Origin of the sequence: [Clostridium] symbiosum, from assembly GCA_036419695.1 — a bacterium.
GTDB lineage: Bacteria > Bacillota > Clostridia > Lachnospirales > Lachnospiraceae > Otoolea > Otoolea symbiosa_A.
Genome location: CP143946.1, coordinates 2,517,127 through 2,538,772, shown reverse-complemented (window position 1 = coordinate 2,538,772; position 21,646 = coordinate 2,517,127). Strand labels below are relative to the sequence as shown.

Here is a 21,646-nt window from a genome sequence, read left to right as displayed (position 1 = left end):
TTAAATCAGGCTCATCTTCTTCCACTTTCCCTTCCGGTAACGCAGAATAAACAGGGTAAGCCGGAAGATCCAGTCCATCAGCATTGCAATCCAGACTCCGATCACGCCCATCTTAAAATGGATTCCCAGAATGACACTGAACAGAATCCGGAACATGATCATGGAAAAGACCGAGGTAACCATCGGCATTTTCACATCGTTGGCCGCTCTCAGGGCGTTTGGAAGGGTGAAGGCAACCGGCCACATAATGATTGCACCGATGCAGTGGATCCACACCAGAATGCGCGTCAGCTCCGCCGTTTCCGCCGTCAAAGAATAGATCTTCAGGGCAAGCGGCATCACGAGCACCACAAGTCCGTTTGTGACCAGCCCGGCAATATACGCAATTTTCATCAGTTTTCTTACATAATATTCGGCCTGTTCATAATCTTTTGCCCCGACACAGCGCCCTACTACGGTCACCATAGCCAGGTTCAGCGCCATGCCCGAGATCAGGCCCATGTTATCCAGGTTATTGGCAACCGCATTGGCCGCAATCTGGACGGTTCCGAATCCGGCGATAATGCTGACAATCAGCACGCGGCCGAACTGGAACAATCCGTTCTCTATCCCGTTCGGGATTCCTATGTACAGGATCCTGCGGATCATGGAACCGTTCAGGCGGCAGAGGGATTTTGCTTCCAGATAAATGATATTCTCCCTGTTCCGAAGAAGCAGGACCATAATAACGGCGGCCACTCCCCTAGCGAATGCGGTTGCCCATGCGGCGCCCGCTACTCCCATGGAAAAGCCGAAAATAAGGATTGCGTTGCCCACCACATTAATCAGGTTCATGAGTACCGAGACCTTCATCGAAACCTTGGAATTGCCCATGGAACGGAACAGCGCGGCACAGGAGTTAAAGACTGCCAGGAACGGGTAAGAATAGGCCGATATCTGCAGGTAGGTGACCGCATTGGCCATAACATCTTCCGTTACCGTCGGATACAGAAGTCCCAGAAAGTGGCGTTTCGCCGCCAGCACAACTGCCATAATAGCGAGGGAGATGAAGGTGGCCACAATGAGTAACTGACCGGCAGACTCCCTGCACATCTCCTTACTGCCCTTCCCCAGATATTGGGAAGACACAACGGCCCCGCCCGTCGCCAGGGCCGCGAATACGTTGATTAGAAGGAGGTTGATCAAATCCACCAGAGCGACTCCCGATATGGCGGCCTCCCCTGCATAAGATATCATCATTGTATCGGCCATTCCCACCGTAATGGCCAGAACCTGCTCGATCAGAAGGGGGACGATCAGCAGCTTCAGTTCTTTATCAGAAAATAAACGGTTCATTTAAGTTCCTCCGGTTCATTTTCTCTATTATATCAAAGATTTGGAAGGTTGTCCTGAAAATTTTCCTGCTCAATGCCCATTCCCGTCTCCAAAATGCAGTCAATCAGGGGCTGCAGCAGCGGTTCCCTGATTTTTTTCAGCTTTTCGAGGCTCTCCTTTTCAAGCGGTTCCGCCCTGTCAAAGCTGCGCCTGTACTGCTCCTCGTCCATAAACAGCGGCTGCAGCTCCGGAAATATGCGTTCCCTGTTATACCTGAAAATACAGATGCCGCCGTAATCCAGATCTCCGGTGTGGTAATATACCGCCCCACCTCCCTGAAGCGTCTCGCGAAGCCGAATCAGAAACTCACGCTCGCGCGGGGTGAAATAGCCATGGCAGAAGATAATCAGTGTATCCTCCCGATAAGCCATACGTTCATAATTGGCCTTATTTTCCACGGTCACAATCCGCCTGATGCGCTGACGAGTTGCCGGATGCCCGTACTTCAGCGTCTGACTGTTTAAGACAGTGCCGTAGGTAAAACAGGACATATCGATCTCCCGGCCGTCCAGCACAATTTTTAAAGGTCCTTTTACCGCCAGCTCCTGAGCGTATTCTTCGATATTAAGCTGGCTTAGAATCTGCGTGGCGTCCATGCTGTCGTCCACGTTCCCGTGATAGGCTACGGCTAAGGAGATGACGGCGTCCTGGTATTTCTTTTCAAATACCTTGGATGCTTTCACTGTCTTCCCGCCGATGAGCATATCCCTCAGGCAACTGCTGCTGAAAATACGCTTATAAACCGGCTCCTCCAGGCGGTCCAGCGCCCGGAGGACGGAGAACAATTCCAGTTTCCCGCACTGCTCCGCCTCCTGCGGCCACTGGTCTGCCGGACTGTTGCGATCCCTCAGATATTCTTCCGCAGCCTTAAGCTCTGGCGGAATCTTTCCCGCCCGAAGACCTGTCCTCATATCGCCGAGCGCTTTCCTGAGCCATTCCTGCCGGAACAGTCCCTCCTGGTATTCAATATACCTGATGAGAGCATCCAGGCGCCTGTACTTCTCCCTGATGCCGGCCAGCCGGTAAAACTCCGGGAGGTCATCCAGCCTGTATACGGCCGCCTTCACTTCGCTGTAACGTTGATACCAGTCACATTTTAAAAGCCCGCTTTGTTCAAGGGAATGTATCTCCGAGGCAAAATCGCTCCTGGAAATCTGTTTATAATCGGTTCCGTTATATTCTTTGAGAGGAAAACTACGGTTGCCTGTGGCGCCTTTTTTCCAGTCAACCGTGCTCTTTTCCGTTTTCTCTATGATTTTTTTAACCGCATATCCTGTTCCCGTCATGTTTCTCCGCCTCCTCCCGCGCAAGTGCGCATCCTGTCCAGTGGACTTTTCAGATCACAGGAGCGCTTTCCCATGATCTGAAAAAGGCGGACAGCAAAATGCTGTCCGCCCTCAATAATATAATTAGTCGTTTCCGTACAAAGTAACCAGTTTTGTGAGGTAATGATATCTCTCTTTTGCTGCTTCCTCGTTCTTAGCGAATAATTCTTTTGCTCTCTCCGGATTCTTAAGTGCAAGGGATGTGTAACGAACCTCGCCGTTTAAGAATGCCTGGTAGTCTCCTGACGGAGCCTTGCTGTCAAGGCTGAACTTCTTCTCAGCAGCCGGATTGAAGCGGAAGTTGTGCCAGTAACCGCACTCTACAGCCAGCTTCTCCTCTGTCTGGGCTTTGTCCATACCCTTCTTGATACCGTGGTTGATACATGGAGCGTAAGCGATAACCAGGGATGGTCCCGGATATGCCTCTGCCTCTGCCAGTGCCTTTACAGTCTGTGCATAGTCGGCGCCCATGGAAATCTGTGCAACGTATACATAGCCGTAGCTCATAGCGATGGAAGCAAGGTCTTTCTTCTTAACGTCCTTGCCGCCTGCTGCGAACTGGGCAACAGCGCCTGTTGGTGTAGCCTTGGAAGACTGGCCGCCTGTGTTGGAGTAAACTTCCGTATCAAATACCATAACGTTGATATCTTTGCCGGAAGCAAGAATGTGGTCAACGCCGCCGAAACCGATATCGTAAGCCCATCCGTCACCACCGAATACCCACTGGGATTTCTTAGCGAGGAAGTCTTTGTTCTTTACAATGTCCTTGCATACAGGGCAGTCAATTCCGTCTAATGCGGCAACTAACTTGTCTGTAGCAGTACCGTTTAATGCCCCTGAACCGAATGTGTCGATCCAGTTTTTGCAGGCTGCCTTAACTTCTTCGGAAGCTTCTGCAGATGCAAAAATGTCTTCTACTTTCTTCTTTAAGCCGTCACGCATTGCATTCTGGGCTAAGAGCATACCGTAACCAAACTCAGCACAATCCTCAAATAAGGAGTTGTCCCATGCCGGTCCTTTGCCTTCTTTATTTACCGTATACGGTGTGGAAGGTGAAGAGTTACCCCAAATGGAGGAACAGCCCGTCGCATTGGAGATATACATTCTGTCACCGAATAACTGTGTGATTAATTTAGCGTATGGTGTCTCACCACAGCCTGCACATGCGCCTGAGAACTCGAGTAACGGCTGTTTGAACTGGCTTCCTTTAACCGTAGTCTCTTTGAATTTCTCAATTACATCCTGTTTTACTTCCAGTGACTGGCCGTAATCAAAGATCTTCTGCTCTGCGAGGCTCTTCTCAAGACTATTCATAACGAGAGCCTTCTCACCCTTCTTGCCCGGGCATACGTTTGCACAGGAACCGCAGCCTGTACAGTCAAGTGCGGATACGGTGATGGCAAACTTGTACTGTGGCATACCTGTCATAGCAAGTGTCTTTGTTCCTTCCGGTGCCTTGGAAGCCTCTTCCTCTGTAAGAGCTACAGGACGGATTACAGCGTGCGGACATACATAGGAACAGAAGTTACACTGGATACAGTTGTCAGGATTCCATACAGGAACATTGACAGCGATACCGCGTTTCTCATATGCGGAGGAACCGGACGGCGTTGTACCGTCTACGTAATCTACGAATGCGGATACAGGCAGGTTGTTACCTTCCTGAGCATTAACAGCAGCCTGAACTGTGTTAACGAACTTCACTACGTCTTCTCTGCCCTCTGTTGCATGAGTCATCTCAAGGCCTTCGTCTGCTGCGTTCTTCCAGCTTTCAGGAACCTGAATCTCTACAACGTTCTGTGCGCCTGCATCGATAGCAGCCCAGTTCTTCTTAACTACATCCTCGCCCTTGCGGCCGTATGTCGCCTGAGCAGCAGCCTTCATCAGTTCGATGGCTCTCTCCTCCGGAATGATGGATGCCAGCTTAAAGAATGCGGACTGAAGGATTGTGTTGATACGTGTCGGGCCCATGCCGGTCTCGATACCGAGTTTTACACCGTCGATGGTGTAGAATTTAATATTGTGATCTGCGATGAACTTCTTAACCTGTCCCGGTAAGTGCTGCTCAAGAGCTTCCATATCCCATGGGCAGTTTAACAGGAATGTTCCACCGTCAACACACTCCTGAACCATGTTGTACTTACGGATGTAAGCAGGGTTATGGCAGGCAACAAAGTTGGCTTTGCGGATTAAATAGGTGGATTTAATCGGTTTGTGTCCGAAACGGAGGTGAGACATGGTAACACCGCCCGATTTCTTAGAGTCATAGTCAAAGTATGCCTGTGCATACATGTCCGTATTGTCACCGATAATTTTGATGGAGTTCTTGTTGGCTCCAACCGTACCGTCGGCTCCCAGACCCCAGAACTTACAGTTAACGGTTCCTTCCGGAGTCGTTACAAGCGGAGCGCCCAGTTCCAGGGACAGGTTTGTAACGTCATCCACGATACCTACCGTGAACTGTTTCTTAACTGTGTTGTCAAATACGGCAACAACCTGTGCAGGTGTCGTATCCTTGGAGCCTAAACCGTAACGTCCTGTAAAGATTGGAGTCTGGTCGAATTTTGTTCCCTTTAATGCTGCAACAACATCAAGGTATAACGGCTCGCCTAAGGAACCCGGCTCTTTTGTTCTGTCTAATACGGAAATCTGTTTTACGGAATCCGGAATGGCATCAACTAATGCGTCTGCGCAGAATGGTCTGTAAAGACGGACTTTTACAACACCAACTTTTCTGCCCTGTGCCAGCAGGTAGTCAATGGTCTCTTCAATTGTATCATTGACGGAACCCATAGCGATGATAATATGCTCAGCGTCTGGAGCGCCATAGTAGTTAAACAGTTTATAATCGGTACCAATCTTTGCATTAACCTTGTCCATATAATCCTGAACGATAGCTGGTAATGCATCGTAATATGGATTGCATGCCTCTCTTACCTGGAAGAAGATATCCGGGTTCTGAGCGGAACCTCTCTGGCACGGATGGTTCGGGTTAAGAGCATTCTTACGGAACGCGTCGATGGCGTCCATATCGGCCATCTCTTTCAGATCCTCGTAATCCCATGTTTCAACCTTCTGAATCTCGTGGGAAGTACGGAAACCGTCAAAGAAGTTGATAAATGGAACTTTACCCTTGATGGATGCAAGATGTGCAACCGGTGTTAAGTCCATAACTTCCTGTACGCTGGATTCACAGAGCATGGCACAACCGGTCTGACGACATGCGTAAACGTCGGAATGGTCGCCAAAGATAGATAATGCGTGGCTTGCAATTGCACGTGCAGATACGTTGAAAACGCCCGGCAGCTGCTCGCCTGCAATTTTGTAAAGGTTCGGGATCATCAGTAACAGACCCTGGGATGCAGTGTAGGTAGTTGTTAAAGCACCGGCTGCAAGGGAACCGTGAACAGCACCGGCAGCACCAGCCTCAGACTGCATCTCTGTAATCTGAACTGTCTGGCCGAAAATGTTTGTTCTTCCATCGGTTGCCCACTCGTCTGTAGCCTCTGCCATAGGTGAGGACGGGGTGATAGGATAGATGGCTGCTACATCTGTATATGCATATGAAGCATGTGCAGCTGCATGGTTACCATCCATAGTTTTCATTTTTCTTGCCATAATGAATGTTCCTCCTGTAATTTAAGTGATAAGTGAATGTATAAGTTTAATCCCTATTTGGGAAACTTACTTGATAACATTATAACAACTTTTTGTTAAAATGCAAACGAATTTGAATTGTTCCTGCGTATTATTTTCGAAACAATAAACGGCCCCATCTTTCAAAAAATTCCCTGATTCGGCAGATCTGCCTAAAAAAAGAAAGGGAAAACCTCGAATTACGAAGATTTCCCCTTTTTTTATCTGCTTTTTTATAGGAAACTGACAAATCGAAAAGATTTCGTTCCTGAAAATACCGTTCAGGCTGTTCTGAAATTAATTCCCCCCGGGGCCTGCCGGAACATCCACAACCGGGTTTGTCGGCTGTTCGGAAGGATTGGCTCCCGGATCCTGTCCCGGTGTTACGCCGCCGTTGTCTCCCGGTGTCTGTCCTCCCGGAGATACGGCTGTCGGCGCTTCCGTCGTCTCAGAACCAGGACCTGCCGGTCCCTGTGCTCCGCCCTGTTCCGGAACGCTCTCACCCACGCTGGCTGACGGTATCTCCTCCATCGGTAAGGTCGGCGCCTCCGTAGTGATGACAACGCCCGATGTGTTTCTCTTAATAATCGCCGCTTTTCCTCTGTAACTGCTGTTGTGGAAGAACTCACGGTTGATCTCATTGCCATTCTCATAGGTCACCAGATAGGTGGACCAGCTGCTGCCCGGCACTGCCTCTTTCACCAGCTTCTCTTCCGTCAGCTGAAGCGTCTGATCTTCCTCATAGGTCGGCGCCGGAGGATCGATGGTTCCCTTCTTCTCGGAAGCCATGCGGATCTTCTGTCCGTCCTTGACAATCTGGACTCCATATATGGAAATAGTCAGCTCCTGGTTGGCAAAGCTTGTCTTAATTGCAACTGGATAATTGGAGTTATTAACGAACTTGAAGTCGGGTCCTCCAAAACTTACGGCGGCGTCCTCACCCGGTGTTACGTAGGATGGCTCGTAGCTGTGCGCATGGCGCTCCGTGCTCTTCAGTCCGGCGAAAATAACTGCATTATATAAGGTAGAGGATACCTGGCATACGCCGCCGCCCGGCTCCTGTACGATCTCTCCGTTCAGGTACGCGGTGGCCGGCTTATAGCCCTTGGCCTCCGTACGCGCGCCCGTAGTGTCGTTAAATGAGAACTCCTGTCCCGGATTGACAATCGTGCCGTTCAGGGCATTGCAGGCCAGACGGATATTCTCGTTACGGTTGCTGTTGGATGTGGTCTTTGTCGTATAAGTCGCAATCGTCTTGTATTTTTCCTTAAGCTGTGCTGCGGAGAGTTCCGGGGAAACCTCTTTGACACTGGCCTCGATCACGGCGCTGTATTCCTTCTTCTGAACCGCCGCAACCATGTCCTCCGCCAGCTTCTCCTGGTCGATGACAAGGCCGTTTGTGCCTTCTGAGAAGGTAAACTTGCCGGAATCCTTATCGTATCCTGAAATACCGCCGTTCTTGGCTACCATGTTCCAGTTGCCGGCGATGAGGGCCGCTTCCGCCTTAGCCGCTTCCATCAGGTTTTCCGCATCTATCTCGTATGCATGGGCCGTCTGCATGTCCCCCGCATAGATTTCCTCCAGAAGGTTATTCACTTTTTCAAGCAGGATGTTGCTGACCGAGGCTTCTTTATCCTGGTACTTCACTTTCATGCCCCAGTTGTACTGCTTCAGTATCGCATCCCTGGCTTCATCCTGGGTCATTCCGGAGATTACCACTCCGTCTACCGTAATCTGGTTCTCTTCTCCACTGGACGACTCAATCCCGGAGGATGACTCCACGGTCTCTCCCGTCGTCTTCGCCTTCTGGCATCCCCTGGCCACAAGCGCCAGGATCAGTATTATAATAAGCGCCCCGATCACGTACATCAGAATCTGTGTGATATCGTAATCGTTCTTCTTCCGTCTTCTGTTATGGTTATTATTATGGTTGCTGCCATGGCCGCTCATGGAACTGTGCCCGGCCGATGTATTGGAAACTCTGGGGCCCGTATGTGTATTCTTCCTGGTGCCGGAGGCGCCCGCTCTCCTTGAAGAGCCCGTATTGGATGTCCTTCTTCTGGAAGAACCGTTGTTAAAATCGCTCATAATCTTTCACCTGTCTATACTAATCTTGTTTCGTTCATGCTACAGTATAGCACAAATATCCGAAAAGAAAATAACTTATTTCTTAAATTTCTTTTTCCGTTAAATAAATACTTATTTCTTGACTTTTCGTGTCGGAAACTGTACTGTTTTACCAAAACGATGTTATACTGGTAAGCGGTTTTCACCATCTAAAGGAGGCATTTTATGGGATTTATTGATCTTCATGTACATTCGGGCGTCTCAGACGGTACCCTGTCCCCCGCGGAAGTGACGCGCCTTGCCCTGGAACAGGGACTGGACGCTTATGCCCTAACCGATCATGATACAACGGACGGTATCGATGAAGCGCTTTCCGCGGCCCGTGGAACTTCATTGGAAGTGATTCCCGGAACGGAACTGTCCTGCATTTACAATGGAAAAGAAATCCATATTCTCGGACTTTACATCAACCACCGCTCCCCCTCCCTTTCCGGGACACTGACACAGCTCAGGAAGGACAGGGACAACCGGAACGCGGAAATGCTCGCAAGATTCAGGGAGGACGGTTTCCTGATCACGAAGGAGGATTTAAACGGCGGAGACGACGGCGCCGTCATAACAAGGGCGCACTTTGCCCGCGCCCTCATGCAGGCCGGATATGTAAGCACGATGGATCAGGCCTTCCGCAGGTATCTGGAACACGGCAAAAAATACTGTCCCCAGAAAAAGACCATCGCCCCGTCCGATGCGGTCAGGCTGATTCTCGAAGCCGGCGGTTTTCCCGCACTGGCCCATCCGGTCCAGTATAAGCTCGGCTGGGCCAAAACCGCCGAAATGGTCGAGGCGTTGAAGGACATGGGCCTCAAGGGGATTGAAGTCTACTATTCTTCACACACCCAGAACGACAGCATGCGCCTTAAGGAAATGTGCCTCCGGTACGGCCTCCTTCCCACCGGTGGTTCGGATTTCCACGGCTCCAACAAACCGGACATTTCCATCGGCTTCGGAAGAGGCGGTCTCCGCGTATCCTCCCTGCTGCTGGACGACATAAGAAAAAGCCTGCTTTAGCAGACTCTAGAGTGTCGACAAAGTCGCCACTCTGTAGAATTCATGGCATAACGCCATAAATTCTAGTCACCGAAGGAAGAACTGCCGATTTCCTCGCGCAAGGGCTAACGCCCCTAGAAATCGGCAGTTCAGCACTACGGCGGAACTGAATTCCACCTACGTGATTTGAAATGAGGGTTACACCCTCAAACTCCTGATATATAAAAAATATAGTTTGTCGACAAGCTAAAGCCTGCTTTAGCAGACTCTTTCTTATGTCATAGGAAATTACTTCCCATGAATTAAAGACGCTCCGCGGGGATGCACATGCCGCGCAGAGACTAACTTCTTCCGGTGCTTTTTCCGGCGTCTTCTTCCATGCGTTCCGCCATGCTGTCCATTGTCGGTATTTCCGCCGTGATGCAGTCCATCCCGCAGGCGGCGGCCGCCTTCTTAGTCTCTTCCCCGATGCACACCGCCCTAAATCCCGAAAGCCATTCATGTTCCGGCTTCAGATTCTCCATAAATCCCCTGACGGTGGAGCCGCTTGTAAAGGTAACATAGTCAAAGTCATGAACGGCGAGTTTTTGTCTCACCCGTTTTGCCTGGGCATTTTCTCCCGGGATGACGGTTCTGTAAAGAACGGTGTCGTCATAGGAAACACCTGCCTCCCTGAGCGGCCGTGTCAGCTCCGGGGAACCCTGTTCGGCACGCAGAATCAGGATGCGTTCACCGGCAGCCCTCGTAACCAGCCCTTCTCCAAGCTCTTTTGCATAATAGCGCTTTGGCATATAGGCCGGATACAGGCCGCGTTCCTCTAAGACTGCTCCCGTAGCCCTCCCGATTACCGCGATTTTAATTCCGGCAAGGGAACGGATATCCATCTTACGTCCCGCCATTACTTCAAAGAACAACTCTACGCCGCTCGGGCTTGTAAAGACGAGCCATCCGTATTTGTCAATCTTATCAAGCGCCCGGTAAATACTGCTTAAGTCTTCCGGCAGCTCTGTCTTTACGGACGGAAGTTCCACCACCTCGGCCCCGGCGGCCCGCAGTCTTCCGGTCATGCCGGACGCCCTTCTCTCCGGCCTTGTAACAAGGATTTTTCTGCCCGAAAGAGCCCTGTTTTCAGCCCAGGAACATGTGCCGCCAAGGGAGCATACTTCTCCTATCACCATGATGGCAGGCGGTTTAATTCCGGCGGCCCTGCCATCCTCCGCCAGTCTGGAAACGGTAGAAATCACCTTCCTTTGTCCTGCCGTTGTTCCTTCCTGGAGAAAGGCGGCGGGAGTTTCTTCCGAAATACCGGCGCGGATTAACCCGCCGCAGATTTCTTCCGCCGCCCCCACCCCCATCAGAAAAATCAGGGTGCCTCCGGTTTTTACAAGAGCCTCATAATCGACAGAACCTTCCTTTCCCGCCTCAGAATGTCCCGTGATGACGTGAAAAGAGGAAGCCTTTCCCCTGTGTGTCACCGGTATTCCGCAGTAAGCGGGTACCGCCACCGCGGAGGTGATTCCAGGCACCACTTCAAAGGGAATATGATTTTCAAGAAGCGCCTTCACCTCCTCTCCGCCGCGGCCGAATACAAAGGGATCGCCGCCCTTCAAACGGACTACCAGACGGCCCTTTTTCCCTTCCTCCACCAGAATTTTATTGATTTCCTCCTGGGTGCTGGAGTGGCATCCGCTCCTTTTTCCCACATAAATCTGTTCCGCCTCTTCCGGTATCCATCCCAGGATTCCGTCTCCGGCAAGGGCGTCATAAATAACCGTATCGGCCTCCTTAAGGAGTTCCCTGCCCTTCACGGTCAGAAGCCCGGCATCGCCGGGTCCCGCTCCTACCAGATATACTTTACTGTCATATAATCTTTTTTTCATCTTCGTCTTTGTCCCTGTCCCCTTCTAGTTTACGGTTTATTTTACGGCTTTTTATTCATATTTCCCCTCTGCAAAGGCATTTTTGAGGGACAAAGCCAGTTTTACGCCCAGCTCTTCTTCCTTTCCCAGAGTGTCCTTCGCGGTTCCCGTTATATAGCGGTCCGTTATTTCATCATAATAGAGTCCTTTGAGAAGAATCCTGCCGTCCTTCACTTCGGCGCAGGCCGCAGACGGGGAGCTGCAGCCGCCGTCCAGGATTCTTACGAAAGCCCGTTCAGCCATGGCCATTGCCTGCGACTCTGATGAATTCACCAGGCCTGTAAATAAAACTGTCTCATCGTCTTTTCTGCCCTGGACCGCCATAATTCCCTGGCCTGCCGAAGGGAGAATCTCATCCACAGAAAAGTACCGGCTGATGCGTTCCCCATATCCCATGCGGAGAAGCCCCGCCGCTGCCAGAATCAGGGCATCATACTCCCCGTCGTCCAGCTTTCTGAGCCTTGTAACCAGGTTTCCGCGGATCCCCTTAAATACCGCCTCTGGATAGAGTTTCTCCGCCTGCATCCGCCTTCTCCTGCTGAAGGTTCCAATTACAGGGCTCGCCGGGAGCGCTTCAAGCCCCTTCCGGAGTACCAGGACATCTCTTTTATCTTCCCGCTCCGAGTAGGCCAGGATTGGCAGCTCCTCCGGCACCTCCATCGGCATATCCTTCAGGCTGTGGACCGTCAGATCACACCTTCCCTCCAGCAGCGCCCGATCCAGCTCCTTTACAAACAGGCCTTTACCGCCGATCTGTTCCAGGGAACGGTCCAGGATCATATCTCCCGTTGTCTTCATCGTTACAAGCTCCGTCTCCACGTCCGGACAGACCCTTTTTATCTCTTTTATCACCAGTTCCGACTGAATCACAGCCAGAATGCTCTCCCTGCTGCCAATGCGGATTATCCTGTTCTTCATCAATTCCCTCTCCCTGTCAATTCTTCTTTCAGACACTCCTGCACGGCCTGTGTCATATACTTCGCCATACGGTGATCCCTGCCTCCCGCAGTGATGCCCGCAACCACGTCTCCCTGTCTTGCAATGCCGGGAAAATAGAAATCCGACTCTTCTTTTTTCCCCGCCACGTTCACAAAGGCGCCGGCTTTCCTGCCGTCCTCCGCCGCCAGTCGGTCCGCCTCCTCATCGCCCGTGGCCGCGAGAACAAGGAAATAGGCGCCGTCATCCTGTCCCGGCTCTTTCCGCCTCTGCTTCCCGCATTTCCTGAACTCTCTGTAATCCATCTTATAGAGTGTAATGTCATGCGCTCCGTGAAACATTGTAATAAGCGCTTCCGCTTCTTCGGAAAGCTCCCTGGCAACCACTGTCACGGACGCCCCTGCCTCCAGCAGAACCCTGATGCGCCTCACCGCCACCTTACCGGCACCAATCACCAGCACTCTGCGGCCCTCCATATCAAAAAACAAAGGAAAATACGACATTCTTCCCATCCTTTCCTCTGAACCTTCTTTTTCCCTGCCCGTTCCCAGACAAAACATCCCTGCTGTGAACGGCGGCATCCTGTACTCCCCGTCAAGCCATCTCGTGCTGCGGGATTGTACTGTATTTTCAGCTTTTCCTATTATACACAAAAAGAGCCTGATATTCAAACGGGATTTATATTGGTATGCTGGGATGCCTCTTGCATCCCGCCCTATTTCACTGTATACTTGAATCGGTATCATAAAAAGCAGTCCGTATTCATGAATACGCATTTTAATAATATCGATTCAGGAGGTTTACAATGGAAGAATTTTTCAGGGCAATAGAGGATAGAATTAAGGCTTCCGGCTACGCAGGACCGGTGGACGGGGAAGGCATTTACAATGAAATCTGTGATGATATTGAAGAAAAGGAAAATGGTTCCTATCTCTTTCTGTCGAAGAAGGAGGACGGCAGCGTTTTCGAATATAAAGTTGATGTAATGGATGATAACTTCAATCTCTCCTATGTTCATATCACGGCAGAATCGGGCACGTTCCATGTCGATTTTGACATATAATTCACAAAAGGACAAGGGAAGCCGCCTGCTATTTTCACAGAGGGCTTCTCTTTTTCCTGTAAAATTTTGGGAAATATCCTCCTTGTTTAAAACAGGCGAATTTGCTATAATATGCTTGTTAAAACATTAACCCAATTTCAAACGATGAAAGAATCCCGGATTCAGTATTTCCGGACATTTCAACGTCTTCATTCAAAAGGAGGGTTTATCATGAAGATTCAGAACATTTCAGACGTAGAAAAATTTTTTACCGTAATTGATCAGTGCAAGGGAACCGTGGAGCTGGTATCACCGGAAGGCGATCGCATCAACTTAAAATCCAAACTGGCCCAGTACCTTTCCATGGCCACTATCTTTTCAAACGGATATATTAAGGAGCTGGAACTGGTTGCTTATGATAAGGACGACATCGATCGTCTTATCAAATTCATGTATCAGGGCGAATAATTCTGATCGAGTAAAAGAGGGTGTCGCAAAATCACTTTGTTTCAGTGATTTTACGACACCCTCTTTTTTATATCATAGGAGCACCTTCCTATGATATAAAAAGCCCTCCGGGCAGGATGCGCACTCGCGCGAAGATGTAATATGCCCCTATGCGGCCGCGCTCGGCGCGAGAGTCCCACGAGCCGGACTCTTTCTTGTTATACTTTTTAAGACTCCGGCCGGCCCTCCTGGCTGAATTTCATATGATACATCCTGTCGTCCGCAAGGCTCAGAAGCTCCTCCATTGTACGGGCATCCTCAGGATAATTGGCATACCCGATGCTGAGCTGCGGGAAGTAGGAGTTCCCTCCGTTGAGAAACACCTCTTCGGATAATGTTTTTTTCAGTTTTTCGATTGTCTGCCCGATGCTGCTGTCCTGGATCAGCATGACAAACTCATCACCGCCGATACGGAATGCATAATCCTTCTCGCTCTTACAGTCCGAAATCCGCTTTGCAATGGTTTTTAAAAGGCTGTCCCCGGCGGCATGGCCATAGGTATCATTTACTTCCTTAAAACGATCCACATCGAGATATACAAGATAGAATGGTTTATTTTCGTCACAGAATTCCTGCAGCACATCCGATAGCTTTCTGCTATTGTGAAGCTCGGTCAGGTAATCGCGGTTCGACAGTTCCACCATTGCCATTCTCTGTTCGTAATTCTTCAAAAGTGCATAACAGAGTGTGGGAAGCAGTATACAGATGCATATCATTCCGGCAATTATGACGATTTGTTCATCAAAACTGTTCCATCCGTCTTTCCGCGAGAGACTGAGCGTCCAGGTGCTTCCCGGCACTTCAAAACTCGTTTCAACCGGTTCCGTTAGTTCCCCATCCCCGGCGCCTGCAATAATCTGTTTTTCATTCGTATCGGGATTGATTCTCCAAAGCTGATAGACATATCCAAGCGGATCCAGCGAATTCAAAGAAACCGATTCAAATATCTCCGGTATATTTAACACAACGATGGAAAATCCCCAGAACTCTTTCGCTCCGTCCTGCTCCAGATAAATCGGCTGCCTGATTACAATGCCAAGACCCGACTGATATAGTTCAAACGGTCCGGCCAAAGTCGTCTCACCGGTATCCCTGGCATATTCCGCTTCGGTCCTCCTGTCAGGATCTTCAAAAATGTCGCCAAACGCCTCCTCGTTTCCCTCCAGCGGATAAACATATTTCACGTCTCCGCCCGGAGCCAGCTGAATGCTTCGAAATGCTTTATCGCCGTTATATAATTCCTTTGCCACTTTGTTAAAATCATTAATCTTCCCGTTACTGTCCACCAGCAGGATGCGCAGCGTGTCGGTAACCTGCATATAAGAAGACAGAGAGCGTTCCAGTTCACTGACGTTCACCGCCGAGAGATATTGTGCTTTTTCAACTGCAATATCACGTCTTTCTTTTGCATGGGAACAGACAAATAGAACAGATACAGCAAAAACAGCCATGAACGTAATGACAGCGCCTGCAAACGGCATATTCTTTTTCATTTTAAACATCCGCCCGTTTTCTTCCCCTCTTAATCATTCGTATTTGTCCTATTATAAAATAGTTTTGAGATACCCGTTTTTTTCGTGCCGCTATCTCCTTTTAAGTCTCCTGTTCACATCCTCACGCACCAGGGCATAGACAACGGAACAGAGAGGAATGAAAATCAGCATTCCGACAACGCCCATCATGCTTCCGCCGATGGATACGGCAGCCAGCACCCAGATTGACGGGAGGCCGACTGAATTTCCCACCACATGGGGATAAATTAAATTTCCCTCCACCTGCTGGAGCACAAAGAATATAATGGTAAACCAGACGGCCTGCACCGGATTTACGACCAGTGTCAGAAAGATGCCGACTGCGCATCCGATAAATGCCCCGAAGATTGGAATCAGCGCGGTAAAGGCAATCAGCACGCCGATCAAAAGGGCGTATGGCAGCCTGAACAGACTGAGCGCGATAAAGAACATGGTTCCGAGAATCACGGCTTCGGTGCACTGGCCGGCAAGGAACTTTGAGAAGGTCTGTTCCGCCATCCGGCAGATACGGATGAACTCATTTACCGCTTTCTCGGGAAAATAGGCGTAAAAGAGTTTTTTAAACTGTCTGGCCAGGTTCTCCTTCTGTAGAAGAATATAGATGGCAAATATAAAGGCAATACCGAATGTGGCGATACCGCTTGCAATGGATACGGCCGCCGTAAGCGTGGAAGACAGAACAGTACCGGCTCCCGTCGTGACAAAACCGGCTATTTTTTCAAATGTGTCTTTCCAGTCTATCTGAAGATTGATGTTATTAATATACTCCACAACATCGGGATATTCGCCGAATTTCTTTTCCAGCAGAGCCTGCATGTTGCCGAAAAATTCCGGAATCAAATCCTTCAGGCTGACGAGCGTTTCCGTTATCTGGGGCACCACCAGGAAAAATACGATTCCCAGAATCAGCGCCACAAAGAGCAGTGCCAGCGTAAGGCTCAGCACTCTCCTGTGTTTCCTCACACTCTTCTCCGGGAGCCTTGTCTCGATAAAACGCATCGGCACGTTCAGGATGAACGCGATGGCCGAACCGCAGAGGAACGGGAATACAAGGCGTATGGCCCATCCCACGAACACCAGGACCCTTTCAAACTGAAGAGCCAGAGCCAGTATCACGATCGTGTACAGGATAAGCAGCATAATCTTTTTCATTGTTTCTCGGTTTATATCCATATAATTTCCTCTCTATAAAAACGCTTCAAATACTTCTTTTATCGCTTCCTCCGGGGCCGCAAAAGAACCCTGGATCATCTGGGAACTGCCGCCTCCCCGTCCATTTAACTTCGCATTCAGTGTCTTTCCTGCTTCCTTCATATCGATAACTCGGCTGCCCGCACAGTAATTGTAACCGCCCCGGCCGTCCGGTGAAAAGACGGCCGCTGTACCTGCCTTTCCTTCCTCCAGCAAGAGATTACAGAACTGCCGCACTTGTACCGGCAAAAGACCCTCTTCAAATACAAGTAAAAGCTTCTGTCCCTCTTCATATCTCTCTGCTTTTAAAGCAAACAGTTCCCTGGTCAGCGCGCCGATACGCGCGTCCTTCTCCGCTGCTTCGTTCTTAAGCCGCTCTACCGCCTCCGCAAGCCTGTCCGGTTTGGCGGAAAGCAGATTGGAAATGGCAATGGCCTGATCCGTTTTTCTGTCATAATCCTCCATGGCCTTCGCTCCGCAAATCATGGAAATGCGCACTCCACCTTTATAATGAATCATCGAAAGAAACTTGATCGCGCCAATCTCCCCGGTGCGTTCCACATGGGTTCCGCAGCAGGCACAGCGGTCGGAACCGGGAATTTCCACGATTCTGACCTGCCCGGTCAATTCCTTCTTACTTCTGTAATCCAGTTCTGCAAGTTCTTCCTCCGTCGGATATGTAACTTCTATATACTGATTGGAATATACGGCTTCATTGGCCTCTTTTTCAATTTCCATAAGCTGGGCCCAGGTCAGTGAACCGTTTAAATCAATCGTCATCTCCTCATGCCCCATATGGAAACCGACGTTGTCATAGCCGTACCGGCCATGGATTAACCCCGACACGATATGTTCGCCCGAGTGCTGCTGCATATTGGAAAAACGGCCTTCCCAGTCGATTGTACCGGCAACAGTCTGTCCCGCCTGCAATTCCCGGTCCGTATAGTGGATAATCTCTTCTCCCTTTTCATGGACTTCCAGTACCCTGGCCTCTCCCAGCATTCCGGTATCGGATGGCTGTCCGCCCCCTTCCGGATAAAAACCTGTCCGGTCGAGTATCACTTCAAATCCCTTTTTCCCTTTTTCACATGAGAGCACTTTCGCTTCAAACTGTTTTACATAGGGAAGCTGGTAATATAACTTTTCCATTTTTATAGTCCTTTCCTTCAAAAGTTCCGCGATACTCCTATTATACACAAGTTTCCACCATGTTCAATCATGTTCCTGTTAAAATTAATTTTAAAAATCAGGAAACTGTGGCAAGCCGCCGGGCATATGATGGAGTGTAAAGAAAATCTCGGAGGAACTAAATATGAGTGATTTAGCAGCAACAAACTGCGGATGTGGATGTGAGAATAGCTGTGGCGGCGGATGTGGATGCGGTGGAGGAAACATGATCTTCCTGATTCTCATCTTACTGTGCTGCTGCGGTGGCGGCGGCGGTGGATGCTTCGAACATAACTGCGGCGGCGGATGCGGATGCGGCGGTGGATTCGGTGGAGGCGGATGTGACTGCCTGATCTGGATTATCCTGCTCTGCTGCTGTTGCGGTGGCGGTAATGGCGGCGGATTCTGCTGCTAATTAAGGCACCGGCTACGGTCCTTATACCGTCTTCAGCATGCATTCTATGCCGGTCACAAGGAATCGGGGCAGTTCTGCCCTGAAGTCAATGCAAAACTGCCGGGATTTCCGGCTCCCGTTCTGGGGAGCCTCCCGGCAGCTTCTTTTTATATCATAGAAAATCTTATCATTACATTTCCCTCTTCACCTGGTAAATCAGGGCGTTGCAGATGGCGGCCGCCACGTTGCTGCCCCCTTTTCTTCCCCTGGCGACAATATAAGGAGTGTCTTTTAAGGTCAGGATCATTTCCTTGGACTGCACCACATTGACGAAGCCGACCGGCACGCCGATAATCAGCTTCGGGTGGATTTTTCCCTCCTGAATCAGTTCATACAGCCTGACAAGGGCAGTCGGCGCGTTCCCGACGGCAAAGATGCAGTCCCGGCCAAGCCCCGCCGCCTTATCCATACTTGCGGCGGCCCTGGTCGTGCCCTCTTCTTTTGCCTTCAGGGCCACGTCCTCGTCGGCCATAAAGCACAGGACCTCCCCTCCCGTCTTTTCCAGGGATTTTTTATTTACTCCGGCCTTTCCCATATTGGTGTCCGTCACAATCGTGCAGCCCTCCCTGAGGGCCTCAAGGGCTTTCTCCACCGCCCCCTCCGAAAAGACAAGGCTGTCCGCATATTCAAAATCCGCCGTCGTATGAATTACCCTTTTTATCACCTGCGACCGGCCTTCCGGGAAGGTTCTCCCTCCCAGTTCCTCCGTTATGATTTCCAGGCTCCTCTTCTCAATCTCCGCCGGCAGCACACGTTCCAGTTCTGTTATCATGATTCTTCCAGCCCTTCCTCCAGTATTCTGTATATCTTTTCCATATCAAGGTTTCTGCGCAGTCCCTCCGCCAGCTTATCATACTGCTGTTCCCGGTATGCGCCATAGTCGAAACCCCCGTCCTCCGTCTTAAGCGCCGTCAGTCCCTTTGCCTCCATGAGCGCAGACACCACTGCCTCTGCAATGCCCGGCGCGTCGAAAATGCCGTGCACATACGTGCCGTAAATGTTTCCACAGGCCAATCCGTCCTGCTTTCTGGCCCCCGGTCCGCTCTGGTACTCCTGGAGACGCAAAAACGCGGTCCCGGTGTCTTTTAAGTCGGTTCGTCCCATATGGATTTCATATCCCTCCAGGCGTTTCCCGGAAAGCGGTTTAAAAATCCCCTCCACGGCCTCAAACCGGCCCGTCACCCTTGTTCTGGCCTTCTCCTCGTGAAAGACGGTGGATGCCTTTAAAAGCCCCATTCCTGTCGTCTGCTGTCCCGGAATGCCGTTCTCCGTACCGGCCTCGTCGATCAGGGTTTCCCCCATCATCTGATAACCTCCGCAGATTCCAAATACCGGCGTTCCCTGGGCAGCCGCCTTAAGTACAGCCGCCTCCAGGCCGTTCTGGCGCATCCACAACAGATCTCCCATCGTATTTTTCGTTCCGGGCAGAATGATCATATCCGGCCTGCCAAGCTCACTGAGCCTGCCGACATACCGCACCGACGCCTCCTTTATGGCCGAAAAGATATTAAAATCGGTAAAGTTTGAAAGGCGCGGGAATCGGATCACAGCAATATCCACCAGGGCGGTTCCCGTATCCCGGCTTGTCAGCCTGCTGCTTAAGCTGTCCTCATCCTCTATCTCCACATCCATATATGGGGCGACGCCGACCACCGAGATGCCGCAGAGTTCCTCTATCATATCCACGCCCGGTAAAAGAATCGTCTTGTCCCCGCGGAACTTATTGATAATCAGGCCACGGATCATGGCTTTCTCATCCGGTTCCAGGAGCATCACGGTACCATAAAGCTGGGCAAACACGCCTCCGCGGTCAATATCGCCGGCCAGCAGAACCGGCGCCTTTGCCATCTTTGCCATCCCCATATTGACAATATCGTCGTTTTTCAGGTTGATTTCAGCCGGACTTCCGGCTCCCTCAATCACAATGATGTCATATTCCCGATCCAGTCTCCCATACGCCTCCATAATAGCCGGTACCAGGCTTTTCTTGTAGCGGAAATAATCCCTTGCCGCCATCGTGGCCACAGGCACCCCATTTACAATCACCTGGGATCCGGTGTCGTTACACGGCTTTAAAAGAATCGGATTCATATCAGCCGACGGTTCGATCCCCGCTGCCTGGGCCTGCACCACCTGTGCGCGCCCCATTTCCAGTCCCTCGCGCGTAATGAAAGAATTGAGCGCCATATTCTGCGATTTAAAAGGGGCCACCCTATAACCGTCCTGTTTGAATATCCGGCACAATCCGGCCGCCAGAAGGCTTTTCCCCGCATTTGACATGGTTCCCTGTATCATAATTGCTTTTGCCATAATTCCCCGTTCCTCTGACTCTGTTTTCGTTCATGAGCCGATGCCTCTTTCAGGCACTTCAGCAGTTCCCTGTTCTCTTCGCGCTGTTTTACCGTCACCCTGTAATACCGGCCGTCCAGTCCCTCAAAATTGCCGCAGGAACGGATCAGGATACCTCTTTCCCTGCAGAAAGCTCTGTAGTCAAAGTCCGTATCGGCCCTGAAAAGAAGATAATTGACCATGGACGGATAAACGGTAAATCCGAGTCCGGCAAGTTCTTCATTAAGAAAACCGCGTTCCGTTTCCACCAGTTTTGCCGTCCTCTCCGCTTCCCCTCTCACATCGAGAGCCGCCATCGCAGCCGCCTCCGCCGGGGCCGATACGCTCCAGGGCTGACGGCACCGTTCCATCCGTCTTATGACTTCCCTGTCGGTACAGACCGCATATCCAAACCGCAGCCCCGCCATGGCATAGATTTTCGTAAACGCATTGATTACCATCACATGGCGGTACCGTTCCGGCTCCTCCGTTATCAGGGGAATCGCGGAAAAATACTGCCGTTCCTTTAAGAACCAGTTGAAGCACTCGTCAATGACCAGAAAAATCTCTTTTTCCCTGCACAGCCCGGCCATCGCCTCAATCCACTCACGTCCTGCGGCCGAACCGCAGGGATTGACCGGGTTGCCAAGCATTATCATGTCGATGCCGCTGCTCTTACGGATATATTCCATCAGCTTCTCCTGATTCTTCTCCAGGGAAAAGCCGGTTCTTTCCTCCAGAAGAATGGGTTCCACAAGGCAGCCTCCCGCCCCCAGGGCCATCTGATATTCCGCAAACGCCGGAACCGGAACGAGCGCCCGCTCCGGACGCAGGGCAAAAATAAGGGTATACATTAAATCGGCCGATCCGTTTCCGCAGATAAAGGCGTCTTTCGGGATACGGCCGCCGTAATAGCCTGCCAGAGCGCTTTTCAGGCTGCGGCTGCGGCTGTCCGGATACCGTTCCCAGCTGCCGGAAGAATTTATGACCGCCTGCCGGATGGACTCCGGCATACCGAGCGGGCTTGTATTCACCGAGAAATCCAGCCTGATTTTCCCGTCCGAATAAATGTCACCTCCATGCAGATATTCCATGCCTTCATTACCTCATTTCCTTTTACG

At 50.7% G+C, this 21,646-nt stretch carries 17 protein-coding genes; 4 read left to right on the top strand and 13 right to left on the bottom strand.

Annotation, left to right across the window (positions count from 1 at the left end; all coding sequences use genetic code 11):
* From V3C10_11725 to V3C10_11710, 4 genes are all read right to left on the bottom strand, one after another.
* Window positions 1–1,335: an MATE family efflux transporter gene (locus tag V3C10_11725; GenBank protein WVP64442.1), complete on the bottom strand. Its 1,335-nt coding sequence runs from the start codon at window positions 1,333–1,335 to the stop codon at window positions 1–3.
* Window positions 1,336–1,367: 32 nt separating this feature from the next.
* On the bottom strand, window positions 1,368–2,660 hold the full coding sequence (locus V3C10_11720; GenBank protein WVP64441.1) for a Wadjet anti-phage system protein JetD domain-containing protein: 1,293 nt from the start codon (window positions 2,658–2,660) through the stop codon (window positions 1,368–1,370).
* Between the two features lie 123 nt (window positions 2,661–2,783).
* Window positions 2,784–6,317, bottom strand: a complete 3,534-nt coding sequence (gene nifJ, locus V3C10_11715; protein ID WVP64440.1) for a pyruvate:ferredoxin (flavodoxin) oxidoreductase — start codon at window positions 6,315–6,317, stop codon at window positions 2,784–2,786.
* Window positions 6,318–6,632: 315 nt separating this feature from the next.
* A complete protein-coding gene (locus tag V3C10_11710; protein ID WVP64439.1) occupies window positions 6,633–8,423 on the bottom strand; it encodes a VanW family protein in 1,791 nt (596 codons plus the stop codon).
* 204 nt (window positions 8,424–8,627) lie between these two features.
* Between V3C10_11710 and V3C10_11705 the strand changes: the two genes are divergently transcribed.
* A complete protein-coding gene (locus tag V3C10_11705) occupies window positions 8,628–9,470 on the top strand; it encodes a PHP domain-containing protein (GenBank protein WVP64438.1) in 843 nt (280 codons plus the stop codon).
* A 320-nt stretch (window positions 9,471–9,790) separates the two neighbouring features.
* Here the strand turns inward: V3C10_11705 and cobA are convergent, their stop codons facing one another.
* Genes cobA through V3C10_11690 form a run of 3 tightly spaced genes read right to left on the bottom strand, consistent with a single transcriptional unit; the run spans window position 9,791 to window position 12,807 of the window.
* On the bottom strand, window positions 9,791–11,329 hold the full coding sequence (cobA, locus tag V3C10_11700; GenBank protein WVP64437.1) for a uroporphyrinogen-III C-methyltransferase: 1,539 nt from the start codon (window positions 11,327–11,329) through the stop codon (window positions 9,791–9,793).
* 51 nt (window positions 11,330–11,380) lie between these two features.
* The gene (hemC, locus tag V3C10_11695) at window positions 11,381–12,286 is read right to left on the bottom strand and encodes a hydroxymethylbilane synthase (GenBank protein WVP64436.1); all 906 of its coding nucleotides are present in this window, start codon (window positions 12,284–12,286) and stop codon (window positions 11,381–11,383) included.
* Window positions 12,286–12,807 carry a bifunctional precorrin-2 dehydrogenase/sirohydrochlorin ferrochelatase gene (locus V3C10_11690; protein ID WVP64435.1) on the bottom strand — a complete coding sequence of 174 codons (522 nt, stop codon included), beginning with the start codon at window positions 12,805–12,807 and terminating at the stop codon, window positions 12,286–12,288. The genes hemC and V3C10_11690 overlap by 1 nt, the downstream gene beginning before the upstream one ends.
* 302 nt (window positions 12,808–13,109) lie before the next feature.
* Between V3C10_11690 and V3C10_11685 the strand changes: the two genes are divergently transcribed.
* Window positions 13,110–13,367: a hypothetical protein gene (locus tag V3C10_11685; GenBank protein WVP64434.1), complete on the top strand. Its 258-nt coding sequence runs from the start codon at window positions 13,110–13,112 to the stop codon at window positions 13,365–13,367.
* A gap of 210 nt (window positions 13,368–13,577) precedes the next feature.
* Window positions 13,578–13,814, top strand: coding sequence for a polya polymerase (locus tag V3C10_11680; protein WVP64433.1), 237 nt, complete (start codon window positions 13,578–13,580; stop codon window positions 13,812–13,814).
* Window positions 13,815–14,020: 206 nt separating this feature from the next.
* Here the strand turns inward: V3C10_11680 and V3C10_11675 are convergent, their stop codons facing one another.
* From V3C10_11675 to V3C10_11665, 3 genes are all read right to left on the bottom strand, one after another.
* Complete coding sequence (locus V3C10_11675) at window positions 14,021–15,346, bottom strand: sensor domain-containing diguanylate cyclase (GenBank protein WVP64432.1); 1,326 nt, start codon at window positions 15,344–15,346, stop codon at window positions 14,021–14,023.
* A 90-nt stretch (window positions 15,347–15,436) separates the two neighbouring features.
* Entirely contained in the window at window positions 15,437–16,558 is a 1,122-nt protein-coding gene (locus tag V3C10_11670; GenBank protein WVP64431.1) for an AI-2E family transporter, read from the bottom strand.
* Between the two features lie 12 nt (window positions 16,559–16,570).
* Complete coding sequence (locus V3C10_11665) at window positions 16,571–17,746, bottom strand: alanine--tRNA ligase-related protein (GenBank protein ID WVP64430.1); 1,176 nt, start codon at window positions 17,744–17,746, stop codon at window positions 16,571–16,573.
* 142 nt (window positions 17,747–17,888) lie between these two features.
* Between V3C10_11665 and V3C10_11660 the strand changes: the two genes are divergently transcribed.
* Entirely contained in the window at window positions 17,889–18,158 is a 270-nt protein-coding gene (locus V3C10_11660; protein ID WVP64429.1) for a hypothetical protein, read from the top strand.
* Window positions 18,159–18,327: 169 nt separating this feature from the next.
* On the opposite strand, the gene V3C10_11655 is transcribed toward V3C10_11660, so the two are convergent.
* From V3C10_11655 to V3C10_11645, 3 genes are read right to left on the bottom strand one after another with little or no spacing between them, the layout of a single operon-like run.
* Window positions 18,328–18,969 (bottom strand): precorrin-8X methylmutase, encoded by a 642-nt coding sequence (locus V3C10_11655; GenBank protein WVP64428.1) that lies wholly within the window; start codon window positions 18,967–18,969, stop codon window positions 18,328–18,330.
* The gene (locus V3C10_11650) at window positions 18,966–20,507 is read right to left on the bottom strand and encodes a cobyric acid synthase (protein ID WVP64427.1); all 1,542 of its coding nucleotides are present in this window, start codon (window positions 20,505–20,507) and stop codon (window positions 18,966–18,968) included. The genes V3C10_11655 and V3C10_11650 overlap by 4 nt, the downstream gene beginning before the upstream one ends.
* Window positions 20,489–21,619 carry a histidinol-phosphate transaminase gene (locus V3C10_11645; GenBank protein ID WVP64426.1) on the bottom strand — a complete coding sequence of 377 codons (1,131 nt, stop codon included), beginning with the start codon at window positions 21,617–21,619 and terminating at the stop codon, window positions 20,489–20,491. Before V3C10_11645 ends, V3C10_11650 begins: the two co-directional genes overlap by 19 nt.
* Window positions 21,620–21,646 lie beyond the last annotated feature (27 nt).

Coding starts and splice junctions, on each gene's coding strand:
- V3C10_11725 (WVP64442.1), bottom strand. CDS start 1,335: ATGAACCGTTTATTTTCTGATAAAGAACTGAAGCTGCTGATCGTCCCC.
- V3C10_11720 (WVP64441.1), bottom strand. CDS start 2,660: ATGACGGGAACAGGATATGCGGTTAAAAAAATCATAGAGAAAACGGAA.
- nifJ (WVP64440.1), bottom strand. CDS start 6,317: ATGGCAAGAAAAATGAAAACTATGGATGGTAACCATGCAGCTGCACAT.
- V3C10_11710 (WVP64439.1), bottom strand. CDS start 8,423: ATGAGCGATTTTAACAACGGTTCTTCCAGAAGAAGGACATCCAATACG.
- V3C10_11705 (WVP64438.1), top strand. CDS start 8,628: ATGGGATTTATTGATCTTCATGTACATTCGGGCGTCTCAGACGGTACC.
- cobA (WVP64437.1), bottom strand. CDS start 11,329: ATGAAAAAAAGATTATATGACAGTAAAGTATATCTGGTAGGAGCGGGA.
- hemC (WVP64436.1), bottom strand. CDS start 12,286: ATGAAGAACAGGATAATCCGCATTGGCAGCAGGGAGAGCATTCTGGCT.
- V3C10_11690 (WVP64435.1), bottom strand. CDS start 12,807: ATGTCGTATTTTCCTTTGTTTTTTGATATGGAGGGCCGCAGAGTGCTG.
- V3C10_11685 (WVP64434.1), top strand. CDS start 13,110: ATGGAAGAATTTTTCAGGGCAATAGAGGATAGAATTAAGGCTTCCGGC.
- V3C10_11680 (WVP64433.1), top strand. CDS start 13,578: ATGAAGATTCAGAACATTTCAGACGTAGAAAAATTTTTTACCGTAATT.
- V3C10_11675 (WVP64432.1), bottom strand. CDS start 15,346: ATGAAAAAGAATATGCCGTTTGCAGGCGCTGTCATTACGTTCATGGCT.
- V3C10_11670 (WVP64431.1), bottom strand. CDS start 16,558: ATGGATATAAACCGAGAAACAATGAAAAAGATTATGCTGCTTATCCTG.
- V3C10_11660 (WVP64429.1), top strand. CDS start 17,889: ATGAGTGATTTAGCAGCAACAAACTGCGGATGTGGATGTGAGAATAGC.
- V3C10_11655 (WVP64428.1), bottom strand. CDS start 18,969: ATGATAACAGAACTGGAACGTGTGCTGCCGGCGGAGATTGAGAAGAGG.
- V3C10_11650 (WVP64427.1), bottom strand. CDS start 20,507: ATGGCAAAAGCAATTATGATACAGGGAACCATGTCAAATGCGGGGAAA.
- V3C10_11645 (WVP64426.1), bottom strand. CDS start 21,619: ATGGAATATCTGCATGGAGGTGACATTTATTCGGACGGGAAAATCAGG.